Raw genomic sequence first — 18199 nt, 5'->3', positions numbered from 1 at the left:
CATGGCAATCCCTACTATTCCTGCATATCCAATGCCAAGCACACAAGATTTACCCGAAAATAAAGTGAACTGGATACCAGATCCGAAACGTGCTGTTCTGCTGATACATGACATGCAGCAATATTTTTTAAATGCATTTCAACAAGATACATCACCGATCACAGAGTTAGTTCAGCATATTGAACAATTACGTGACACATGCAATGAACTTGGCATTCCAGTCGTCTATACAGCACAGCCTGGTGACCAAGACCCGAAGGATCGTGCCCTATTAACAGATTTTTGGGGACCTGGACTTGGTGATGATGAAGCATTGACAAAAATCATTGATCAGCTTGCTCCATCTGAGGCAGATACATTGCTGACAAAATGGCGTTATAGCGCATTCAAAAAATCTAATTTTTTGGATATTCTTCAAGAAGGCGGGCGTGATCAACTGATCATTACTGGCGTATATGCACATATTGGCTGTATGCTGACAGCCGCAGAAGCATTCATGCTCGATATTGAAACCTTCTTTGTCGCCGATGCCGTCGCTGACTTTTCATTGAAACATCACAAAATGGCCATGACCTATGCAGCTGAACGCTGTGCGGTCACCACAACAACAAATCAAATCATTGGTCGTTTAACAGGACAGGATGCAGAAAGTGATGACCTATCCTTTGAGGCCATTCTTCAGCAAGTAGCTGAGTATCTCCAAATGGAGCCGAATGAAATACCGCTTGACGAGAATCTCGTCTACCTTGGACTTGATTCTATTAGAATGATGAGCCTAGCGGAAAAGTGGAGACAGCAAGGAGCGACAGTCAATTTCGTTGAGCTTGCAGCAAATCCAACGCTCGCTCATTGGCGGACTCTTCTTTTTCCAGACAAACAGCCATCTATTCCAAATATCGATTACTTGTAAAGGAGGTATAGACCCTTGTCGATCCAGTCAGTCGATTCATTTCCACTAACCGGTGCCCAATCAGGCATTTGGTATGCGCAGCAGCTTGATCCATCTAATCCTATTTTCAATACAGCTGAGTATATAGATATTAAAGGTCCTATTGACCCCATACACTTTGAAGCAGCCATTAGAAAAACTGTCTTAGAAGCAGATTCTTTGTATATGCGATTCGTTGAGGATACTGACGGTCCAAAGCAATGGTTCTCTTCTAAGAAAGAGATTCCATTCCAATTAATCAATTTACAAAATGAAAAACAGCCGCTTGATGCGGCTAAAGCATGGATGAAGGCAGATCTTTCAACGCCAGTCTCTTTAGAGAAAGATGTATTATTCCGTGAAGTACTTTTTCAACTTGCTGACGATCGATTTATCTGGTATCAGCGCATTCATCACATTGCCATTGATGGATTTGCCTTTTCGCTCATTGCGCGTCGTGTTGCTGAGGTCTATTCAGCCCTATCGAAAGGGACACCTATGCCCCCTCAAACATTTGGCGCCTTACATGACGTAGTCCAAGAGGAGCTCACCTATCAACAGTCCAATCGATATGAAGATGATCAAGCGTTTTGGAAAAATCGCTTTGCTGATCAACCGGAAATTGTCAGCCTTGCTGAACTTGCCCCAAGAACATCGGATCATTTTATCCGAAAAACGGCTAGCTACGATGCCGCAAAGGTAAGCAAAATGAAAAAAAATGCTCCAGCCTTCGGTGGTACGTGGCATGAAATGATCCTTGCTGCATCCGCTTTATATATGCATCGTATGACTGGTGCACATGATATTGTTTTAGGATTACCTGTGATGATGCGCCTTGGATCGTGCGCCTTACAAACACCCGGAATGGTCATGAACCTGGTACCGTTTCGTTTAACATGCAAACCAGAAATGACGCTCTCAGCACTTGTTCGCCAAGTATCTGATGAACTAAAAGCCATTCGCCCTCATCAAAGATATCGTCACGAGGACATGCGGAGAGACTTTAAACTTATCGGAAGAAATCAGCGATTATTTGGCCCGCAGATCAATATCATGCCATTTGATTATGATCTCATGTTCGATCAGAGCATGGGTCAAGCACATAACCTCTCAGCAGGACCCGTGGATGATATATCGATCAACATATACGACCGCGCGGATGGGAACGGATTTCAGATCGACTTTGATGCAAACCCTGCCGTTTACAAAGAGCAAGCAGTTGACGCTCATCAGCAGCGTTTCCTTCAATTGCTGGAAGAAATAACCGGACTAGAGCAAGATCAGACGATCAGTCAATTCAACCTTCTTTTGTCTGAAGAAAAAGAGACCATTCTCAAGCACTGGAATGATACAAAACGAGAATTACCAAAGGAATCTTTACGGGAACTATTTGAAAAACAGGTGAGCAAAACGCCACAAGCAAAAGCATTACAGTTTGAAGGAATCACTTTGACCTATGAAGAGTTGAATCAGCGGGCTAATCAATTAGCTCATTATTTGAAAAAACATGGTATTGGACCAGAACAATTTGTCGCCATTGCTCTGCCTCGATCCATCGATATGGTCGTAAGTCTATTAGCCGTCGTCAAAACGGGAGCTGCATATCTGCCATTAGACCCTGATTACCCTAACGATCGAGTCGCCTATATGCTAGAAGATGCCAAACCGGCGTGCTTACTCGCAGTCAAAGAGACAGCAGACGGTTTGGACCATCCGCACATCGTTCAACTGGATGATGTAGCTGTTCATCAGGAGATAGCAGGCAGTCCAAATCTCAATCCGACATGGAGCGAGGGCTCTCCACATCACCCGGCCTACATCCTCTACACATCAGGATCGACAGGCAAACCAAAGGGTGTTGTTGTAACAAAACGAAATGTGATCAACTTTATATTGTCCATGCAAGATTCATTTTTATTAGATCAAGAAGACCAGCTTTTAGCGGTAACGACTATTGCCTTTGATATTTCCGGGCTGGAAATGTTCCTCCCGCTTTTACATGGGGCTGCTATTTTATTGGCAAAAAAAGAAACCATACAAGAACCAGCAAAGCTTTCAGACATGATTCGTTCTCATCATGTCACCATCATGCAGGCAACACCAACGTTGTGGCATGCGTTGGCAGATGAATACCCTGACGTGATAACAGGTATGCGTGTTCTTGTTGGAGGAGAAGCACTCCCTGCCTCCCTTTTGCATACCTTGCAATCTCTTCAATGCGACATTACCAATTTGTACGGACCTACAGAAACGACGATCTGGTCTACGATGGAAAATGTCACAGCACATCGAGAGAATAGCGGGCCGGCAATCGGTAAACCCATTTGGAATACGAGCATTTACATTTTAGATGAAGGACTAAACCCAGTCCCAGCAGGATCAATCGGTGAACTTTATATTGCAGGTGAAGGAGTATCCAGAGGATATCTTGGACGATACGATTTAACGGCTGAACGTTTTGTCGCTGATCCATTCGGCACAAAAGGCACGAGAATGTATCGTACCGGTGATTTAGCCAGATGGCGTGAAGATGGTTCGATTGATTATATCAGCCGTGCCGATCATCAAATTAAAATCCGCGGCTTCCGTATTGAACTAGGTGAAATCGAAACCGTGATGATGCAGCACCAAGCCATTAAGCATACATCTGTTATCGTTCGTGAGGATCAACCTGGGCAGCAGCTGCTTTGTGCATATGTTGTGCTGACAGACGGCTCGTCTCTACACCCTTCAGAGCTCAGACAGTTTGTGGCTTCATTACTACCTGATTACATGGTACCTTCTGCTGTTGTCGTTCTGCCAGAACTTCCACTTACGCCAAACGGCAAAATCGATCGCAAAGCATTACCAATACCAAATATGTCTTTAGTTAGTTCTGAGCGGACACCTAGAACACCACAAGAAGACATGTTATGTAGTTTATTTGCAGAAACCCTTGGCCTATCTCAAATTGGCATAGATGATAGTTTCTTTGACTTAGGAGGACATTCCTTACTCGCCGCTCGCCTGCTTAGACGTATACGCGATACACTTGGCGCAGACCTAAGCATGAGTACCATTTTTGAATCGCCTCGGGTTGCTGATCTTGCACAGCATATTGACAAAGCGAAGGACATTCGGCCGCCGCTTCAGGTAGAAGACAAGCCAGAGGAAATCCCGTTATCCTTTGCCCAAAAACGGCTCTGGTTCCTACATTGCCTTGAAGGGCCAAGTCCAACTTACAATATTCCACTTGTCATTCAACTGACAGGTACACTAGATCAAACAGCTCTAATTGGTGCACTGGCAGATATCACTGAAAAACATGAAACCCTTAGAACCATTTTTCCAGATAAGAACGGCATGCCAAGACAGGTCATTTTACATCCGAAAAGTGTTCAGCCTGAACTCCATGTCACAGCTTCAACCGATCAACAAATTGAGAGTCAGTTAAACGAAGCCATTCGCTATAGCTTTAAAATTGAAGAAGAACCTGCACTGCGAGCAGAGTTATTCACGCTTGATGCAAACCGATCCGTCCTGCTTCTATTGCTGCATCATATCGCTGGTGATGGCTGGTCACTTGCACCATTGACGCGAGACTTAGCTGCTGCTTACGAAGCTCGTATACAAGGAAAATCCATCTCCTTGCCAGCAGAACCTGTTCAATATGCTGACTATGCTATTTGGCAGCAGAAGCTGTTGGGTAGTGAAGAAGAGACGGATAGTCTATTTGCCAAGCAGCTCAGCTATTGGAAAGGTGCCTTACATGACTTGCCTGAAGAACTTGAGCTGCCTTATGACTTCCCGCGTCCACAGGAAGGAAGCTTCAACGGTGCGACGATAGACTTTACGATTGAACCCGCTTTACATCAGAACCTCCTTGAGCTTGCCAAGCAGCATCAAGTGAGTTTGTTCATGGTGCTTCAAGCATCACTTGCAGCATTAATGACACGCCTTGGAGCGGGGACAGATATTCCAATTGGCAGTCCGATTGCTGGACGGAATGACGATGCACTTGACGATATTGTGGGCTTGTTTGTGAACACACTAGTATTACGTACTAATACAGATGGTAATCCAACCTTTAGTGAGCTATTGAAGCGAGTGCGAGACGTTGACTTAGCAGCCTATGAGCATCAGGATCTGCCATTTGAACGGCTAGTCGAAATCCTAAATCCAACCCGATCCAGATCACGAAATCCATTGTTCCAAGTCATGCTTGCCTTCCAAAATACACCGAAGGCAGAAATGAAGCTGACACAGCTTGACTCAGACCTTTACGTGAAACCAGTAGGGTCAGCTAAATTTGATCTGACCATCGAATTGACAGAACAAAGAACTGAAACTGGATCAGCAGCAGGATTAACAGGTTTGTTTGAATTCAGTACAGATGTGTTTAAAGAAAGCACCATTCGAGCAATCGCTGACAGAATGAAGCGCTTTTTAACTGAAGTGACTGAGCGCCCACACGTGCCGATTGGCCAAGTGAACATTTTATCAGATAAAGAGCGGCAAACATTTCTCCCTGATAAAAAGACATTCGCTCAGTTAGATCAAGCACATAGTCTCCCAGCCTTATTTGAAAAAACGGCGCAGCAATACTCTGATCGAGTGGCTGTAACGTATGGCAATAAGCAGCTTACCTATGGTGAGTTAAACTACAAAGCCAATCGTCTTGCTCATTTATTAATACAAAGAGGCGTTGGACCAGAACAGTTCGTTGCACTTGCCCTGCCTAGATCAATCGACATGCTCGTCAGCTTATTAGCCGTTCATAAAGCAGGCGCAGCCTATGTTCCGCTTGATCCTGACTATCCAGCAGACAGGCTGGCATACATGATACAAGATGCCAAACCAGTTTGCAGCATCACAACAAAAACAGATGCAGTGCATCTCCCTGCTGATTGCGATTTGATTTTGTTAGACGAAAAAGAAACGAGCGATCAATTGCTGACTATGCCAAATCATAATCCGACTGATATAGACAGAATTGAACCGCTATCTTCTCTGCATCCGGCCTATATTATTTATACATCCGGTTCTACAGGGAAACCAAAAGGAGTGGTCATCCCACATCAAAATGTCATCCGTCTTCTGACATCTACTGAACATTGGTTCCATTTTGATGAAGAGGATGTTTGGACAATGTTCCATTCATATGCCTTTGATTTTTCAGTATGGGAAATATGGGGACCACTTTTATATGGCGGCAGGCTTGTCATTGTACCTCATACCATCTCTCGCTCTCCTGAAGAGATGCTGCAGCTTCTAGTCGAGGAAGGTGTGACTGTGCTTAATCAAACACCTTCTGCCTTCTATCAGCTCATGCAGATAGACAAGGAACAACAAACACTAGGCCAAGCATTATCACTCCGCTATGTCATCTTTGGCGGTGAAGCATTAGAGCTTAGCAGATTAGAAGATTGGTACAGCCGTCACTCAGACTGTAAGCCAAAGCTAATTAACATGTACGGCATTACAGAAACCACCGTACACGTTACGTACAATGAACTCAATCGAGACATGATCACAAAGAACTCCAGCAGTTTAATCGGCGAACCGATTCCTGATTTACACGTTTACGTACTTGATGAATACCTGCAGCCTGTTCCCCCTGGGACAACAGGTGAAATGTATGTAGCTGGAGCTGGCCTTGCAAGAGGTTATCTTGGCAGACCTGACCTGACATCAGATCGATTCCCTGCCGATCCATATGGAGCACCTGGCACAAGGATGTATCGTACAGGCGACCTTGCGCGCTGGACAGAAGAAGGGGCTCTTGATTACATTGGCAGAGCTGATCATCAAATTAAAATACGCGGATTCCGTATTGAACTTGGAGAAATCGAAGCCGTTCTGGCACGCCATGATGCAGTTGCACAAGTGGCCGTCATAATGCGAGAGGATCAGCCTGGCGACAAGCGCTTAGTTGCATATATCGTCACAACGGAAGAAGACCATTTCGATACTGAAGCCCTTCGTCATTTTGCAGCAGCCAGTCTTCCTGATTACATGGTGCCCGCAGCATATGTACAGATTGACGCCATGCCGCTTACAGCAAACGGGAAGCTTGATCAAAAATCACTGCCGGCCCCTCAATTGCATTTACAGCAAGCGGATGGACGCGGCCCAAGAAATCCGAAAGAGGAAATCCTATGTCATCTCTTTGAAGAGGTGCTTGATTTGCCTAAAATCAGCATAGACGATCGCTTTTTTGACATTGGCGGACATTCACTGCTTGCGGTTCGTTTAATCAGCCGCATTCGTGATGCACTTGGTGTCAAACTAAGTATCGGAACATTGTTTGAAGCACCAAATGTGGCAAGTTTGGCAGAGAAACTAGAAACAGGAAGCGATGAAAACGCACTAGACATCTTGCTGCCGCTGCGAACAAATGGAGAAAGGTATCCTCTCTTCTGTGTTCACCCAGCAGGTGGTCTTAGCTGGTGCTATGCCGGTCTCTTGAATACATTAGAGAAAGACATCCCTATTTATGGATTACAGGCACGAGGAATCGCAAGAAAAGATGACTACCCGCACACACTAGATGATATGGCTGCGGATTACATCAAGCACATCCAAACAATTCAGCCAAAAGGCCCTTATCATCTTCTTGGCTGGTCATTAGGTGGAAACGTTGTACAAGCAATGGCTACACAGCTCCAGCAGCAAGGTGAAGAAATTGCACTCGTTGCGATGCTGGATGCCTATCCGAACCATTTCTTACCGATTAAAGAAGCACCTGATGAAGAAGAAGCACTAATCGCTCTTCTTGCGCTCGGCGGTTATGATCCAGATACCTTAACAGGTGAACCGCTCACGATGAAAAGTGCCGTCGACATTTTGAAAAAAGATGGCAGTGCACTAGCAAGCTTAAGTGAAGATGCCATTAGAAATCTAAAAGAAACCTATGTGAATTCAGTTCGATTGCTCGGAGAATATCAGCCAAAAACTTATCAGGGAGACATATTATTCTTTAGATCTACCATTATCCCAGATTGGTTTACACCAATTGATCCCGAAGCATGGGCACCTTATATCAACGGAACAATCGAACAGCACGACATTCATTGCCGGCACAAAGACATGTGCCAGCCTAAACCCCTAGCAGAAATTGGTGTCATCTTAGACAACGCACTGCATCGGGTCAAACAAAAGCACTAAGAATAAAGGAGAGATGACAAATGACAAATCCCTTTGATCGTGAAGACGGTGTATTTCTTGTGCTTGTCAATGAACAAGGACAGCATTCACTTTGGCCATCATTTGCACCAGTACCAGATGGATGGGAAAAAGTCTTTGGTGAAGACACTAGAAATGCCTGCATCGATTATATCCAGACACACTGGCAGGACTTGCGGCCATTAAGCTTAACAAAAGAACCTGCACTAGCACATGGAAAAACGGAATAAATCATCGCACCCTGATCTCACTCAGGGTGCTTTTTTGACAGAATAAACATCACCATCTTTCAGCTCTTTCTGCTACAATTTAATTGAGAATGTTTATCAATCAATAAGAGATCAGGTGGTTTTATGGGAAACAACAATCAATTACGTACATTGGCAAATGCCGAACAATTCATCTATCGATTAACATATACTGAAAAAATAAATAATGCAGAGCTTCCACATACAGAGCAGCAGCTATCAGATACATTCTGCCTCCTCTTCAGCATAAGCGGCAGCGGTTTACTCACATTGAACGATCAAAAATGGCGATTGAAACATCTGACACTCTATACGATCATGCCTGGGGAAACATTTATGTTGAAAACAGAGCCTTATCAAAAACACGAGCTCTATCTGTTTCGCTTTCAGCTCTACACGCTGCAAGATCAAAACATAGGAGAAGTATCAACGGAACATGCCCGTTCTTTACTGAATAAATGGCAATTTATCGATATTAGTTCGATTGAACAAATTCATTCTTTACTGTCCGATATGACAGAGGAATGGCAAAGACCTGAATCCATTAGCTTTTTTAGAAGCCAAACTCTTTTTCAGCAGCTCATTATGCAGCTTTTCACACTGCATAAAGAAGATATTTGTGACACGGCACATGCCCTTTTCAAAACAAAACAATATATCGATCAACATTCCGAAGAACCCCTCAGCCTGACAAGTCTATCTCATATGGCTGGCATCAGCTCTAATCATTACAGTGAGCTATTTAAAAAGCATTTTGATGTGAGTGTGACTGACTATATCACCAAGAAAAGGATGGCTAGAGCGAAACAATTAATGGCAAAAGGCAGCGCAAAGCTCAAAGACATTGCACTTGAAATCGGCTATCAAGATCCGTATTACTTCAGCCGCATCTTTAAGAAAAAAACGGGCATGACCCCTTCTACTTATATGAAAAGCCGGCAGCGGAAAATTGCAGCCTATGGCCATTCCATACTCGGCCAGCTCACACCCATTCATATCATCCCATATGCTGCCCCTCTTCACCCTAAATGGACAGCACATGATTTTGAACATTATGCAGAAGAAATTCCGATTCACCTGAGTGCACATCGGATCAACGAGCACGCTGAAGCCAATTTACAGCTATTAAAGGAAACAAAACCTGAGCTGATCATTGCCAATGATCATGTGACAGAGGAAGAAAAACAAGTGTTAAAAACCATCTGTCCTGTTCACTTTGTTCCATTCACACAATTAGATTGGCGCACTCAATTCAGACAGACAGCTATGTTCTTAAACGAAGCAAAGGAAGCAGAAGAATGGCTGATTCATTACGAGGAACTCGTCATTCAAGCGAAAAAGGCATGCCTTTTTGATCATCCACCAAAAACCGTCCTGCCTCTTCGTATCTTTCAAGATCAGCTCTATTTGTCTGTGAATCGCACCATGTCAGAAGTGATTTTTCAAGACATTGGTCTTCAGCCAGCTTTTCAGAATGACGGCCAGCTAATAGAAAAAGAAATCAGCATTCGCTCTATACAACAGCTAGATCCAGACACCATCTTCCTTTTCCTGCATAAGGAGCCAAAAACCATTGCTTTTTATCAAAAATTAAAGCAGCAAGAGGCTTGGCAAAATCTCAAAGCTGTGACGCAGCAAGCAGTCTATCCACTTACGTCTGACCCTTGGCGTGAATACACAGCAGCCAGTCATCAACGAGTCATTCAGGACCTTTTATCTTTTTTTCCGTAAAAAGTCCATCATTTGACAGATCATTGTCTATGGATAAAAGGACGAAAGACTACTACAATCTTTAATTGAGAACAATTATCAGTTAAAGGAGAAAACAAATGAAAAAATGGTTCGCATTGCTTATCCTTTGTATCATGACGATCATCGCAGCTGCCTGTGGTGCTTCAGAAAATAAACCTGCTTCAAACACAACCAAAGGCAAGTCAGCTGAAGCAGCTGAAACAAACATCAAATACTTAGAACAAACGTACAAACTCAAAACACCAGTGAAACGAATCGTCATTGCTGGAAGCCTAGAATCAATGGAAGATGCAAAATTACTTGGTATCGAGCCTATTGGTGCTTCTACTGTAGGCGGCACTTTCCCTGAATTATTTAAAGACATCACAGCAAAAACTGAAGGCATCGGGGAAAAAACAGAACCGAACCTAGAAAAAATCCTAAAACTAAAACCAGATGTGATACTTGGATCAACCAAGTTCCCGCCTGCAACAATTAAAAAACTAGATAAAGTCCAAACGACGATCCCAGTATCACATGTCTCTTCCGACTGGGAAAACAATCTTTTATTACTCGGTGAACTGACTGGAAAAAGTGAAGAAGCCAAAACCATCATCTCTGATTATCAGAAAGATCTTAAACAAGCAAAAGAAACTTTGAAAGACAAAAGCAGCAACAAAACAGCTGTCATTTTACGCATTAGACAGGGCGACCTGTACGTGTACCCTGAAGACGTATACTTCAACTCTACTTTATATGGCGACTTAGGATTTACAGCACCAAGTGATATCAAAAAAGCCAAAGCACAGGCATTGATTTCATTGGAGCGCCTAGGAGAACTCAATCCTGACTATATTTTTGTTCAGTTCTCTAAAGAGGAAAACTCATCGAATCCGAACGCATTGAAGGACTTAGAGAAAAATAAAATTTGGACAAGCCTAAAAGCTGTGAAAAATGGGCACATCAATGAAAATGCCGTTGACCCTATGCTTCAAGGAGGAACAGCACTAAGCAAGACAACCTTCCTTGATAAGGCCGTGAAATGGTTAGATCAAAACAACTAAAAAAGATGTGACGAATGACAAAGGGCTAAAATGATCTTTATTTTTAGCCCTTTGTCTTCTTTTCAGCGGAGCTTGAAAACTTGGAGGAGAGATGACACATGAACGGAACGTTTCTATATGACGAGTTTAACGGGCGTCAGCTTGATATTTACCTACCACCGGACACCTCTATTCATGTTCCAGCTGTCTTTGTACAAGATGGCTCTTCTTTGTTTAGAACACACCTGCTAGAGATCGAAAGAATGATCGAAACCAAAACCATCTCGCCAATCATCATTGTCGGCATACATCCCTTCAATCGTCTTGACGAATATACCCCATGGAAGGCGTCATCACTGCGATCTGGGTTCCCTGACTTTAAAGGCGAGGCACAGACGTATGTGTCATTTTTAGCGAATGACTTGCTCCCATATATCAAAAGTGAATATCCAGTTCAAGAGACCTGTCATGAGCATAGCCACGTAGGTGCTTCATTAGGCGGGCTATTTGCTATTTATACTTTATTCATGCACCCTGATCTTTTTAAAAATATCGGATCGATCTCCGGGTCATTTTGGTATGAAGATTTTCTACCGTTTGCTAAACAACAAAGCATTCAGTGTGTGGATCACCTTCTCTATTTGTCTGTAGGTAGTGAAGAAGGGAAAGGCAAAACATCGGTTCAACAGCACATGCCGTTATTCACCAAACAACTGCATGATCTTTTATTACAGAAAGGGATGCAGGAATCGCAGCTGCACTATCACATTGAACAAGGAGAAGGCCATCATCTGAAACAATTTCAAAAAAATTTCTTATCGGCCCTAAAGTGGTTTTATAAAAGAGAATGCTAATTTTTTATCAGCATGACACAAAGCCGATATGATATATTGGAACGTATAGATTGAAAGAGGAGGGATTTGCGCATGAGACCTTTACAAATCTCAGCCGATACCGCACAAAAGCTTGCTGCATCACTCAATGTACCATTAGAACAAATTATGCATATGCCGCAGCATATCTTATTAGCTAAATTAGCGGAGCTTGAACAGAAGAAAGATCGTTCTTCTTAAAGAAATAAAGGAGTTTACATTCATGGAACAACAACTAGAAAAATCAACATTACATCCTCGCAGTACAGGACAAACCATCCTGCTGATTGCTGGGATTTTGCTCATTGCATTTAATCTGCGGCCTGCCATTACGTCCGTTGGCCCTGTTATCGGCGCGATTCGTTCCGATTTACAGCTTTCAAATGGACTGGCAGGTTTTCTTACGACATTACCACTGCTTTCATTCGCATTGCTTTCTCCAATTGCACCTAAAATCGGAAAACGCCTTGGCAATGAACGAACCCTCTGGCTTGGACTTGCTGTCCTTCTCTTTGGGATTGTGATTCGCTCGTTTGGCACCATCACCTTCTTAATGATTGGAACGGCGCTAGTCGGCGTCGGAATTGCGATTTGTAATGTGCTCTTACCGGGGCTTGTGAAGCATAAATTTCCTGCACATGCAGGTTTGATGACAAGTGTATACACGACTTCAATGTCCGTCTTCGCTGCACTTGCATCAGGTATCAGTGTTCCGCTCAGTCATACGATGCCTGGCGGCTGGAATACATCATTCCTTGTATGGGCTGGACTTGCCCTTCTCGCCATGATGGTTTGGGCGCCGCAGCTTCTTCATCAGAATACAGCGGCCGTCAAAACCATTTCTCTTACAGAGCAGCCAATATGGCGCTCACGTGTCGCATGGCAAGTGACCTTTTTTATGGGCTTGCAATCATTCCTTTTCTATAGCAGCATCGCTTGGTTTCCTGATATTTTAACATCACATGGAATGAATCTGGCGACAGCTGGATGGATGCTGTCCATTATGCAGTTCGCTGGTCTGCCATCCACCTTCTTAACGCCCGTTCTTGCAGAAAAATTAAAAACGCAAAGACCGCTTGTCGCCGGCCTTGTCCTTGTGTATTTACTAGGCATGATTGGACTTCTTCTCGGAGGATCGACACCTATTCTTGTCATCTCTGTCCTATTGATCGGCATTGGACAAGGTGCTAGTATCAGTCTAGCGCTCACCTTCATTGGATTGCGGACAAGACATATGGAACAAGCAGCTGCCCTCTCTGGAATGGCGCAGTCACTCGGTTATTTATTAGCCGCTGTTGGTCCATTCATGATCGGTATCCTTTTTGATTTCACACATACATGGACACCAGCCATTATCATCTTTATCATCATCCTATTTTTCATGTTTCTATCCGGTATGCGTGCCGGACGCAGCGTCTATATTTCAGATCCTTCATAAAAAAGAACCCGCCTCCTCGTGAGACGGGTTCTTTTCTGCTTATGCCTGCTCTGTCACATGTACCTTTAACGTTGCTTGTACCTCTGGATGAAGCTTTACCGGTACATTTGTGTAACCTAATGCACGGATGGCATCATTCAGCTCGATTTTGCGCTTATCGAGTTTAATTTGATGATCTTTTTGCAATTTATCAGCGATTTGTTTGCTTGTAATGGAGCCAAACAAACGGCCGCCTTCACCTGATTTTGCAGTGAGTTCCACTGTTAACGCCTCAAGTGTTTCTTTTAATTGTTTTGCTTGTTCAAGCTCTTGGATGGCATTCTTTTTCTCTTTGTTTTTCTGTCCTTCCAATGCACTTAGGTTCGTTGGAGTTGCTTCAACAGCTAACCCTTGTTTGATGAGAAAGTTGTGAGCGTATCCGTCAGCTACATTCTTGACTTCGCCTTTTTTCCCTTTGCCTTTTACGTCTTTTAGAAAGATGACTTTCATCTTTGAACCCCTCCTTCGAAATATTCGTCTATGGCAGCCTTTAACTTCCCTACCGCTTCTTCAATGGTTATACCATAAATCTGGGTAGCAGCGTTAGTCAAATGACCGCCGCCGTCTAGTGCTTCCATAATAATTTGAACGTTGATATCCCCTAATGATCTGGCACTAATGCATACCGTATCGTCATCTCGTCTAGCGACAGCAAATGACGCTTCTACTTCACTCATTGACAACAGGGAATCAGCCGTCTGGGCAATCGTTATTTGATCATAATACTCCGACCTATCAGACGGTAATGAAGCAATGGCTACCTGATTTTGATACAGCTCTGTATGCTGAATGAGTTTTGCCCGTTTGATGTAATGATCGACTGTTTCTTTTAAAAACTTTTGCACAAGGACAGGATCTGCTCCCTTTGCACGAAGGTAAGATGCTGCATCGAACGTTCTTGACCCCGTTCTCAGAGAGAAACTCTTCGTATCCACGATGATCCCAGCAAGAAGCGCAGTCGCCTCAATCATGTTAATCCGCAATTTCTTCGGCTGATACTCTAAGAGTTCTGTCACAAGCTCTGCTGTAGATGAAGCATACGGCTCCATATAAACAAGTAAAGGATCACGGATAAATTCCTCGCCTCGTCTATGATGGTCAATGACCACGACGTTTTCAATCTTATTCAGTAGTCGTTCCTCCATGACGAGAGACGGTTTATGTGTATCCACGACGACAAGCAATGTGTCATCCTTTGCAAGCTCCATTGCTTCCTCTGGCGTGATAAAACGTGACCAAAGCTCTTCATAATTTTTAATTTCACTAATTAAGCGTTGAACACTGTCGCCAATCTGGTTGGCATCAATGACAATATAGCCTTCTTTTCCATTGGCCTGGGCGACCTTTAAAATCCCGATGGATGCACCGATTGAGTCCATGTCTGGGAACTTATGACCCATGATCATGACATTACCGCTTTCAGATACAATTTCTTTTAAAGCATGAGAAATGACCCGTGCGCGTACGCGTGTCCGTTTCTCCATTGGGTTCGTTTTTCCACCGTAGAACTTCACTTTTCCATTCGGCTGTTTAATGGCGACCTGATCCCCGCCTCGTCCGAGGGCAAGGTCAAGACTCGACTGTGCTAGTGCTCCAAGCTCTTTCAAAGAAGGAACGGACGCACCAATCCCGATACTCAAAGTAAGCGTCGCACTATGTGCCCCTGTTTTCTCACGGACCTCGTCTAAAATGGAGAATTTCGACGCCTCAAGCTCAGCTAAAATGCTCTCATTTAGGACCGCCATAAATCGTTCAGACGAAATTCTCTTCAGGAAAATTCCGTATTCTTGTGCCCAATTGTTGAGCAGAGACGTCACTTCACTATTAATCGCGCTGCGCACTTGATCATCAAGGCCCTGCGTGACATCGTCGTAGTTGTCTAAAAAGATATAAGATAAAACCGTTCGTTCATTTTCGTACTGTCGTTCAATCTGCACCTGTTCCGTGACATCAAAGAAATATAAAAGGCGCTCTGATCGTTTAATAATGACTTTGAATTTCCGGTCATTCAGCGTTACATTTTCGGTCTCGACCTCTTGTTTAATAAGAGGCACAATGGACTCGAATGTATCGTACAAGGATCTGCCGACAAGTGTGCTTTCATGAAAGCATGAAGCGAGAAATGGATTCGTCCATTCGATATAATACTGGTCATTAAACAGCATAATACCAATTGGCATCTCCATTAATGCTTCTTCTCCAACCTTTTTGACTCGATAGGATAATGTTGAAATATATGAATCAATCTCTTTCTGCACTTGCGTATCTGCCCACTTTAAGAAGTAGAGCACACCTGCAAGGACGAAAAGACCAACCGCTCCTATGATCCAATTAAAATAAAGGTTGAGGAGGACTGTGACCACCGCAAGGACAATTAACGCGATGATCGGATACTTGATGACAGGTTTTCTATAGAAGCTTGGCACTGATATCAACTCCTCAACATTCAGAGTGAATTATTTGTTTTTTACTTTTTCTCTTAAATCAAAGCCTATGTCAGCAATCCCTATAATTCGCACAATCACACCGATCGGCGGAAAGAAAACCGTTAACACGACAGCGAAAATGGGTACCGCTTTTGAGATGTTTTTTTCGTGGCAATAATAGAAGAGAAAAGAAAATCCCTGAATAAGCACCAGTATAAATAAAATTTGAAACGCACTCGTTTGAACGAGCCATAAAAAGCTGCCTTTTTCCGTCTGAATCAGCATCAAAAGCAATGTGAGTAAATAATACCATACCATGCTTTTTGGCAGCCGCATATCCTTAAATTTCTTCAAAACCGGCATGTCTGAAACAAACCGTTTGAGCAAAGGCCGAACGAACCAATGATTCACAAAAGCCATCAAAGTAACAGCGATTAAAAGCGCTACAGGTAAAGCACTTAATGCCATATCCTGCATCTCTTTAAACTGTTTGAGCTGTTTGGCTATGTCCTTTTCAGAAGCCCCGGATTGCTTTAAAACACTCTCTAACATCGGCATCATTTGCTCAATCGACTCTTTCGCCATATTCATGATATCGATTTGAAAGAGCTGAACACTGACAACAAAGGAGATGAGAAAACTGAATAAATAAATCAGCGCACCTGTAATGATGGCATTCCCAGGCTGCCTTCTGCTGTAGAAAGCACCCATGCCTAATCCGACAGCAATCAGAATAGGTGCACTCATGAGTCCAGCCATAGACCCAATTAAAAAGCTGATCACTATGCCAATAGCGCCAGCAGCAATTCCTTTTTTCAAGCCGTGTCTGATTGTATAGAGGATGATCGGAATCGGAGCAGCTAGAAAGAAAATAATGGATAATAGCGGCACATACAAATAAAACAGCATCATGACCGAGAAAATACTCATCATGATTGCGCCCTCTACTAACGCTTTTGTTTGTTTCACACCTTCACCTCTATCCAATCCTTTTGTCTATATCTTGCTCAATGTGTACTTCTATGTATACGTATGATGTCAGCTCCATCATGTCTTGCCCCAACCTTTATTTTACCATAGCGGCAAATCTCAAGTAAAATGCAGGCTATTCTGGGAGCGTTTCACGTGGAACACCGATATGGAATCGTACATGCAAGTTTTCAAACAGCATGTTACAATTTTTAAGATAATTCTTAGCTATAAACCCTGAATTCAAGGTCAAAAGCTGTTAGAATAGAAACATCATCAATAAAAGTAAGAAGGAGAATTCACATGGGAAAAACACTCGTATTCGGACACAAAAATCCTGACACAGACACGATTTGTTCTGCTATTGCTTACGCTGATCTGAAAAACAAAATCGGCGTTCAGGCAGAAGCCGTCAGACTTGGAGAAATCAATGGAGAAACACAATACGCATTAGATTTCTTTAAACAAGAAGCACCTCGTTTCATTGAAACGGCTGCAAATGAAACAAAGCAAGTCATTCTTGTTGATCACAACGAATTCCAGCAAAGTGTAAGCGACATTGATCAAGTACAAGTAACTGAGGTCATTGACCATCATCGTATTGCCAACTTTGAAACAAGTGAACCTCTTTACTATCGTGCTGAGCCTGTAGGCTGTACAGCAACGATCTTAAACAAAATGTATAAAGAAAACCAAGTAACGATTGAAAAGGAAATCGCTGGTTTGCTTTTATCTGCGATCATTTCTGATTCCTTACTATTCAAATCCCCAACATGCACACAGCAAGATATTGATGCTGCGCATGAGCTTGCAAAAATCGCAGGGGTAGATCCAGAAGTTTATGGCCTAGACATGCTGAAAGCAGGCGCTGATCTAAGCCAAAAAACGGTTCAAGAATTAATTACACTTGATGCAAAAGAATTCGCACTAGGCAAAAGCAAAGTGGAAATTGCGCAAGTCAATACAGTAGATATCGCTGAAGTGACAGCAAGACAGGCTGACATTGAAGCGAAAATCAATGAAGTCATTGCAGCAAAAGGTCTTGATCTATTTGTTTTAGTCATCACAGATATTTTAGAAAATGACTCCCTTGCTCTTGCACTCGGTGCAGAAGCAGCAAAAGTAGAAAAAGCATTTAACGTCACGCTTGAAAACAACACAGCTTTACTAAAAGGTGTTGTATCAAGAAAGAAACAAGTCGTACCTGCATTGACAGACGCACTTTCTTAATAAAACAAGACAAGACTGCTGAATCATTCAGCAGTCTTTTTTGTCTGTCTTTTTTTTAATGAATGTACGTATCACTCACGAGAATATCCTTTAACACACTTGTTGGAATCG

12 protein-coding genes are annotated in these 18199 nt (G+C 43.1%); 9 read left to right on the top strand and 3 right to left on the bottom strand.

From position 1 onward, the window contains the following. Position 1: 1 nt before the first annotated feature. From AOQ70_RS13030 to AOQ70_RS13000, 8 genes are all read left to right on the top strand, one after another. On the top strand, positions 2-910 hold the full coding sequence (locus AOQ70_RS13030; protein ID WP_059376712.1) for an isochorismatase family protein: 909 nt from the start codon (positions 2-4) through the stop codon (positions 908-910). A 15-nt stretch (positions 911-925) separates the two neighbouring features. Continuing rightward, a complete protein-coding gene (locus tag AOQ70_RS13025) occupies positions 926-8074 on the top strand; it encodes an amino acid adenylation domain-containing protein (RefSeq protein WP_059376709.1) in 7149 nt (2382 codons plus the stop codon). Between the two features lie 20 nt (positions 8075-8094). Further along, positions 8095-8322, top strand: a complete 228-nt coding sequence (locus AOQ70_RS13020) for an MbtH family protein (protein ID WP_025093680.1) — start codon at positions 8095-8097, stop codon at positions 8320-8322. A gap of 123 nt (positions 8323-8445) precedes the next feature. Further along, positions 8446-10071, top strand: coding sequence for an AraC family transcriptional regulator (locus AOQ70_RS13015; RefSeq protein ID WP_059376707.1), 1626 nt, complete (start codon positions 8446-8448; stop codon positions 10069-10071). Between the two features lie 98 nt (positions 10072-10169). Beyond that, positions 10170-11135 carry an ABC transporter substrate-binding protein gene (locus AOQ70_RS13010; RefSeq protein ID WP_059376706.1) on the top strand — a complete coding sequence of 322 codons (966 nt, stop codon included), beginning with the start codon at positions 10170-10172 and terminating at the stop codon, positions 11133-11135. A 98-nt stretch (positions 11136-11233) separates the two neighbouring features. Beyond that, on the top strand, positions 11234-11968 hold the full coding sequence (locus AOQ70_RS13005; protein ID WP_059376705.1) for an alpha/beta hydrolase: 735 nt from the start codon (positions 11234-11236) through the stop codon (positions 11966-11968). 72 nt (positions 11969-12040) lie between these two features. After that, a complete protein-coding gene (locus AOQ70_RS19335) occupies positions 12041-12187 on the top strand; it encodes a YycC family protein (RefSeq protein ID WP_064498621.1) in 147 nt (48 codons plus the stop codon). 22 nt (positions 12188-12209) lie between these two features. Continuing rightward, complete coding sequence (locus AOQ70_RS13000) at positions 12210-13424, top strand: CynX/NimT family MFS transporter (RefSeq protein ID WP_059376704.1); 1215 nt, start codon at positions 12210-12212, stop codon at positions 13422-13424. Positions 13425-13463: 39 nt separating this feature from the next. On the opposite strand, the gene rplI is transcribed toward AOQ70_RS13000, so the two are convergent. The 3 genes from rplI to AOQ70_RS12985 are packed head-to-tail and all read right to left on the bottom strand — an operon-like array spanning position 13464 to position 16858. Next, positions 13464-13913, bottom strand: coding sequence for a 50S ribosomal protein L9 (rplI, locus tag AOQ70_RS12995; RefSeq protein WP_008359128.1), 450 nt, complete (start codon positions 13911-13913; stop codon positions 13464-13466). Then, a complete protein-coding gene (locus AOQ70_RS12990; RefSeq protein WP_039182890.1) occupies positions 13910-15889 on the bottom strand; it encodes a DHH family phosphoesterase in 1980 nt (659 codons plus the stop codon). The genes rplI and AOQ70_RS12990 overlap by 4 nt, the downstream gene beginning before the upstream one ends. Positions 15890-15919: 30 nt before the next feature. Then, positions 15920-16858 (bottom strand): YybS family protein, encoded by a 939-nt coding sequence (locus tag AOQ70_RS12985; protein WP_142352190.1) that lies wholly within the window; start codon positions 16856-16858, stop codon positions 15920-15922. 303 nt (positions 16859-17161) lie between these two features. On the opposite strand from AOQ70_RS12985, the gene AOQ70_RS12980 reads away from it, so the two are divergent. Next, positions 17162-18088: a manganese-dependent inorganic pyrophosphatase gene (locus tag AOQ70_RS12980; RefSeq protein ID WP_024424048.1), complete on the top strand. Its 927-nt coding sequence runs from the start codon at positions 17162-17164 to the stop codon at positions 18086-18088. Positions 18089-18199 lie beyond the last annotated feature (111 nt).

The sequence above is a fragment of the Bacillus sp. AM 13(2015) genome, from assembly GCF_001518755.1.
GTDB classification, from domain to species: domain Bacteria; phylum Bacillota; class Bacilli; order Bacillales; family Bacillaceae; genus Bacillus; species Bacillus safensis.
The sequence above is the reverse complement of the archived record's forward strand: the minus strand, read 5'-3'. Positions and strand labels throughout refer to the sequence as shown.

Coding starts and splice junctions, on each gene's coding strand:
- AOQ70_RS13030 (WP_059376712.1), top strand. CDS start 2: ATGGCAATCCCTACTATTCCTGCATATCCAATGCCAAGCACACAAGAT.
- AOQ70_RS13020 (WP_025093680.1), top strand. CDS start 8,095: ATGACAAATCCCTTTGATCGTGAAGACGGTGTATTTCTTGTGCTTGTC.
- AOQ70_RS13015 (WP_059376707.1), top strand. CDS start 8,446: ATGGGAAACAACAATCAATTACGTACATTGGCAAATGCCGAACAATTC.
- AOQ70_RS13010 (WP_059376706.1), top strand. CDS start 10,170: ATGAAAAAATGGTTCGCATTGCTTATCCTTTGTATCATGACGATCATC.
- AOQ70_RS13005 (WP_059376705.1), top strand. CDS start 11,234: ATGAACGGAACGTTTCTATATGACGAGTTTAACGGGCGTCAGCTTGAT.
- AOQ70_RS19335 (WP_064498621.1), top strand. CDS start 12,041: ATGAGACCTTTACAAATCTCAGCCGATACCGCACAAAAGCTTGCTGCA.
- AOQ70_RS13000 (WP_059376704.1), top strand. CDS start 12,210: ATGGAACAACAACTAGAAAAATCAACATTACATCCTCGCAGTACAGGA.
- rplI (WP_008359128.1), bottom strand. CDS start 13,913: ATGAAAGTCATCTTTCTAAAAGACGTAAAAGGCAAAGGGAAAAAAGGC.
- AOQ70_RS12980 (WP_024424048.1), top strand. CDS start 17,162: ATGGGAAAAACACTCGTATTCGGACACAAAAATCCTGACACAGACACG.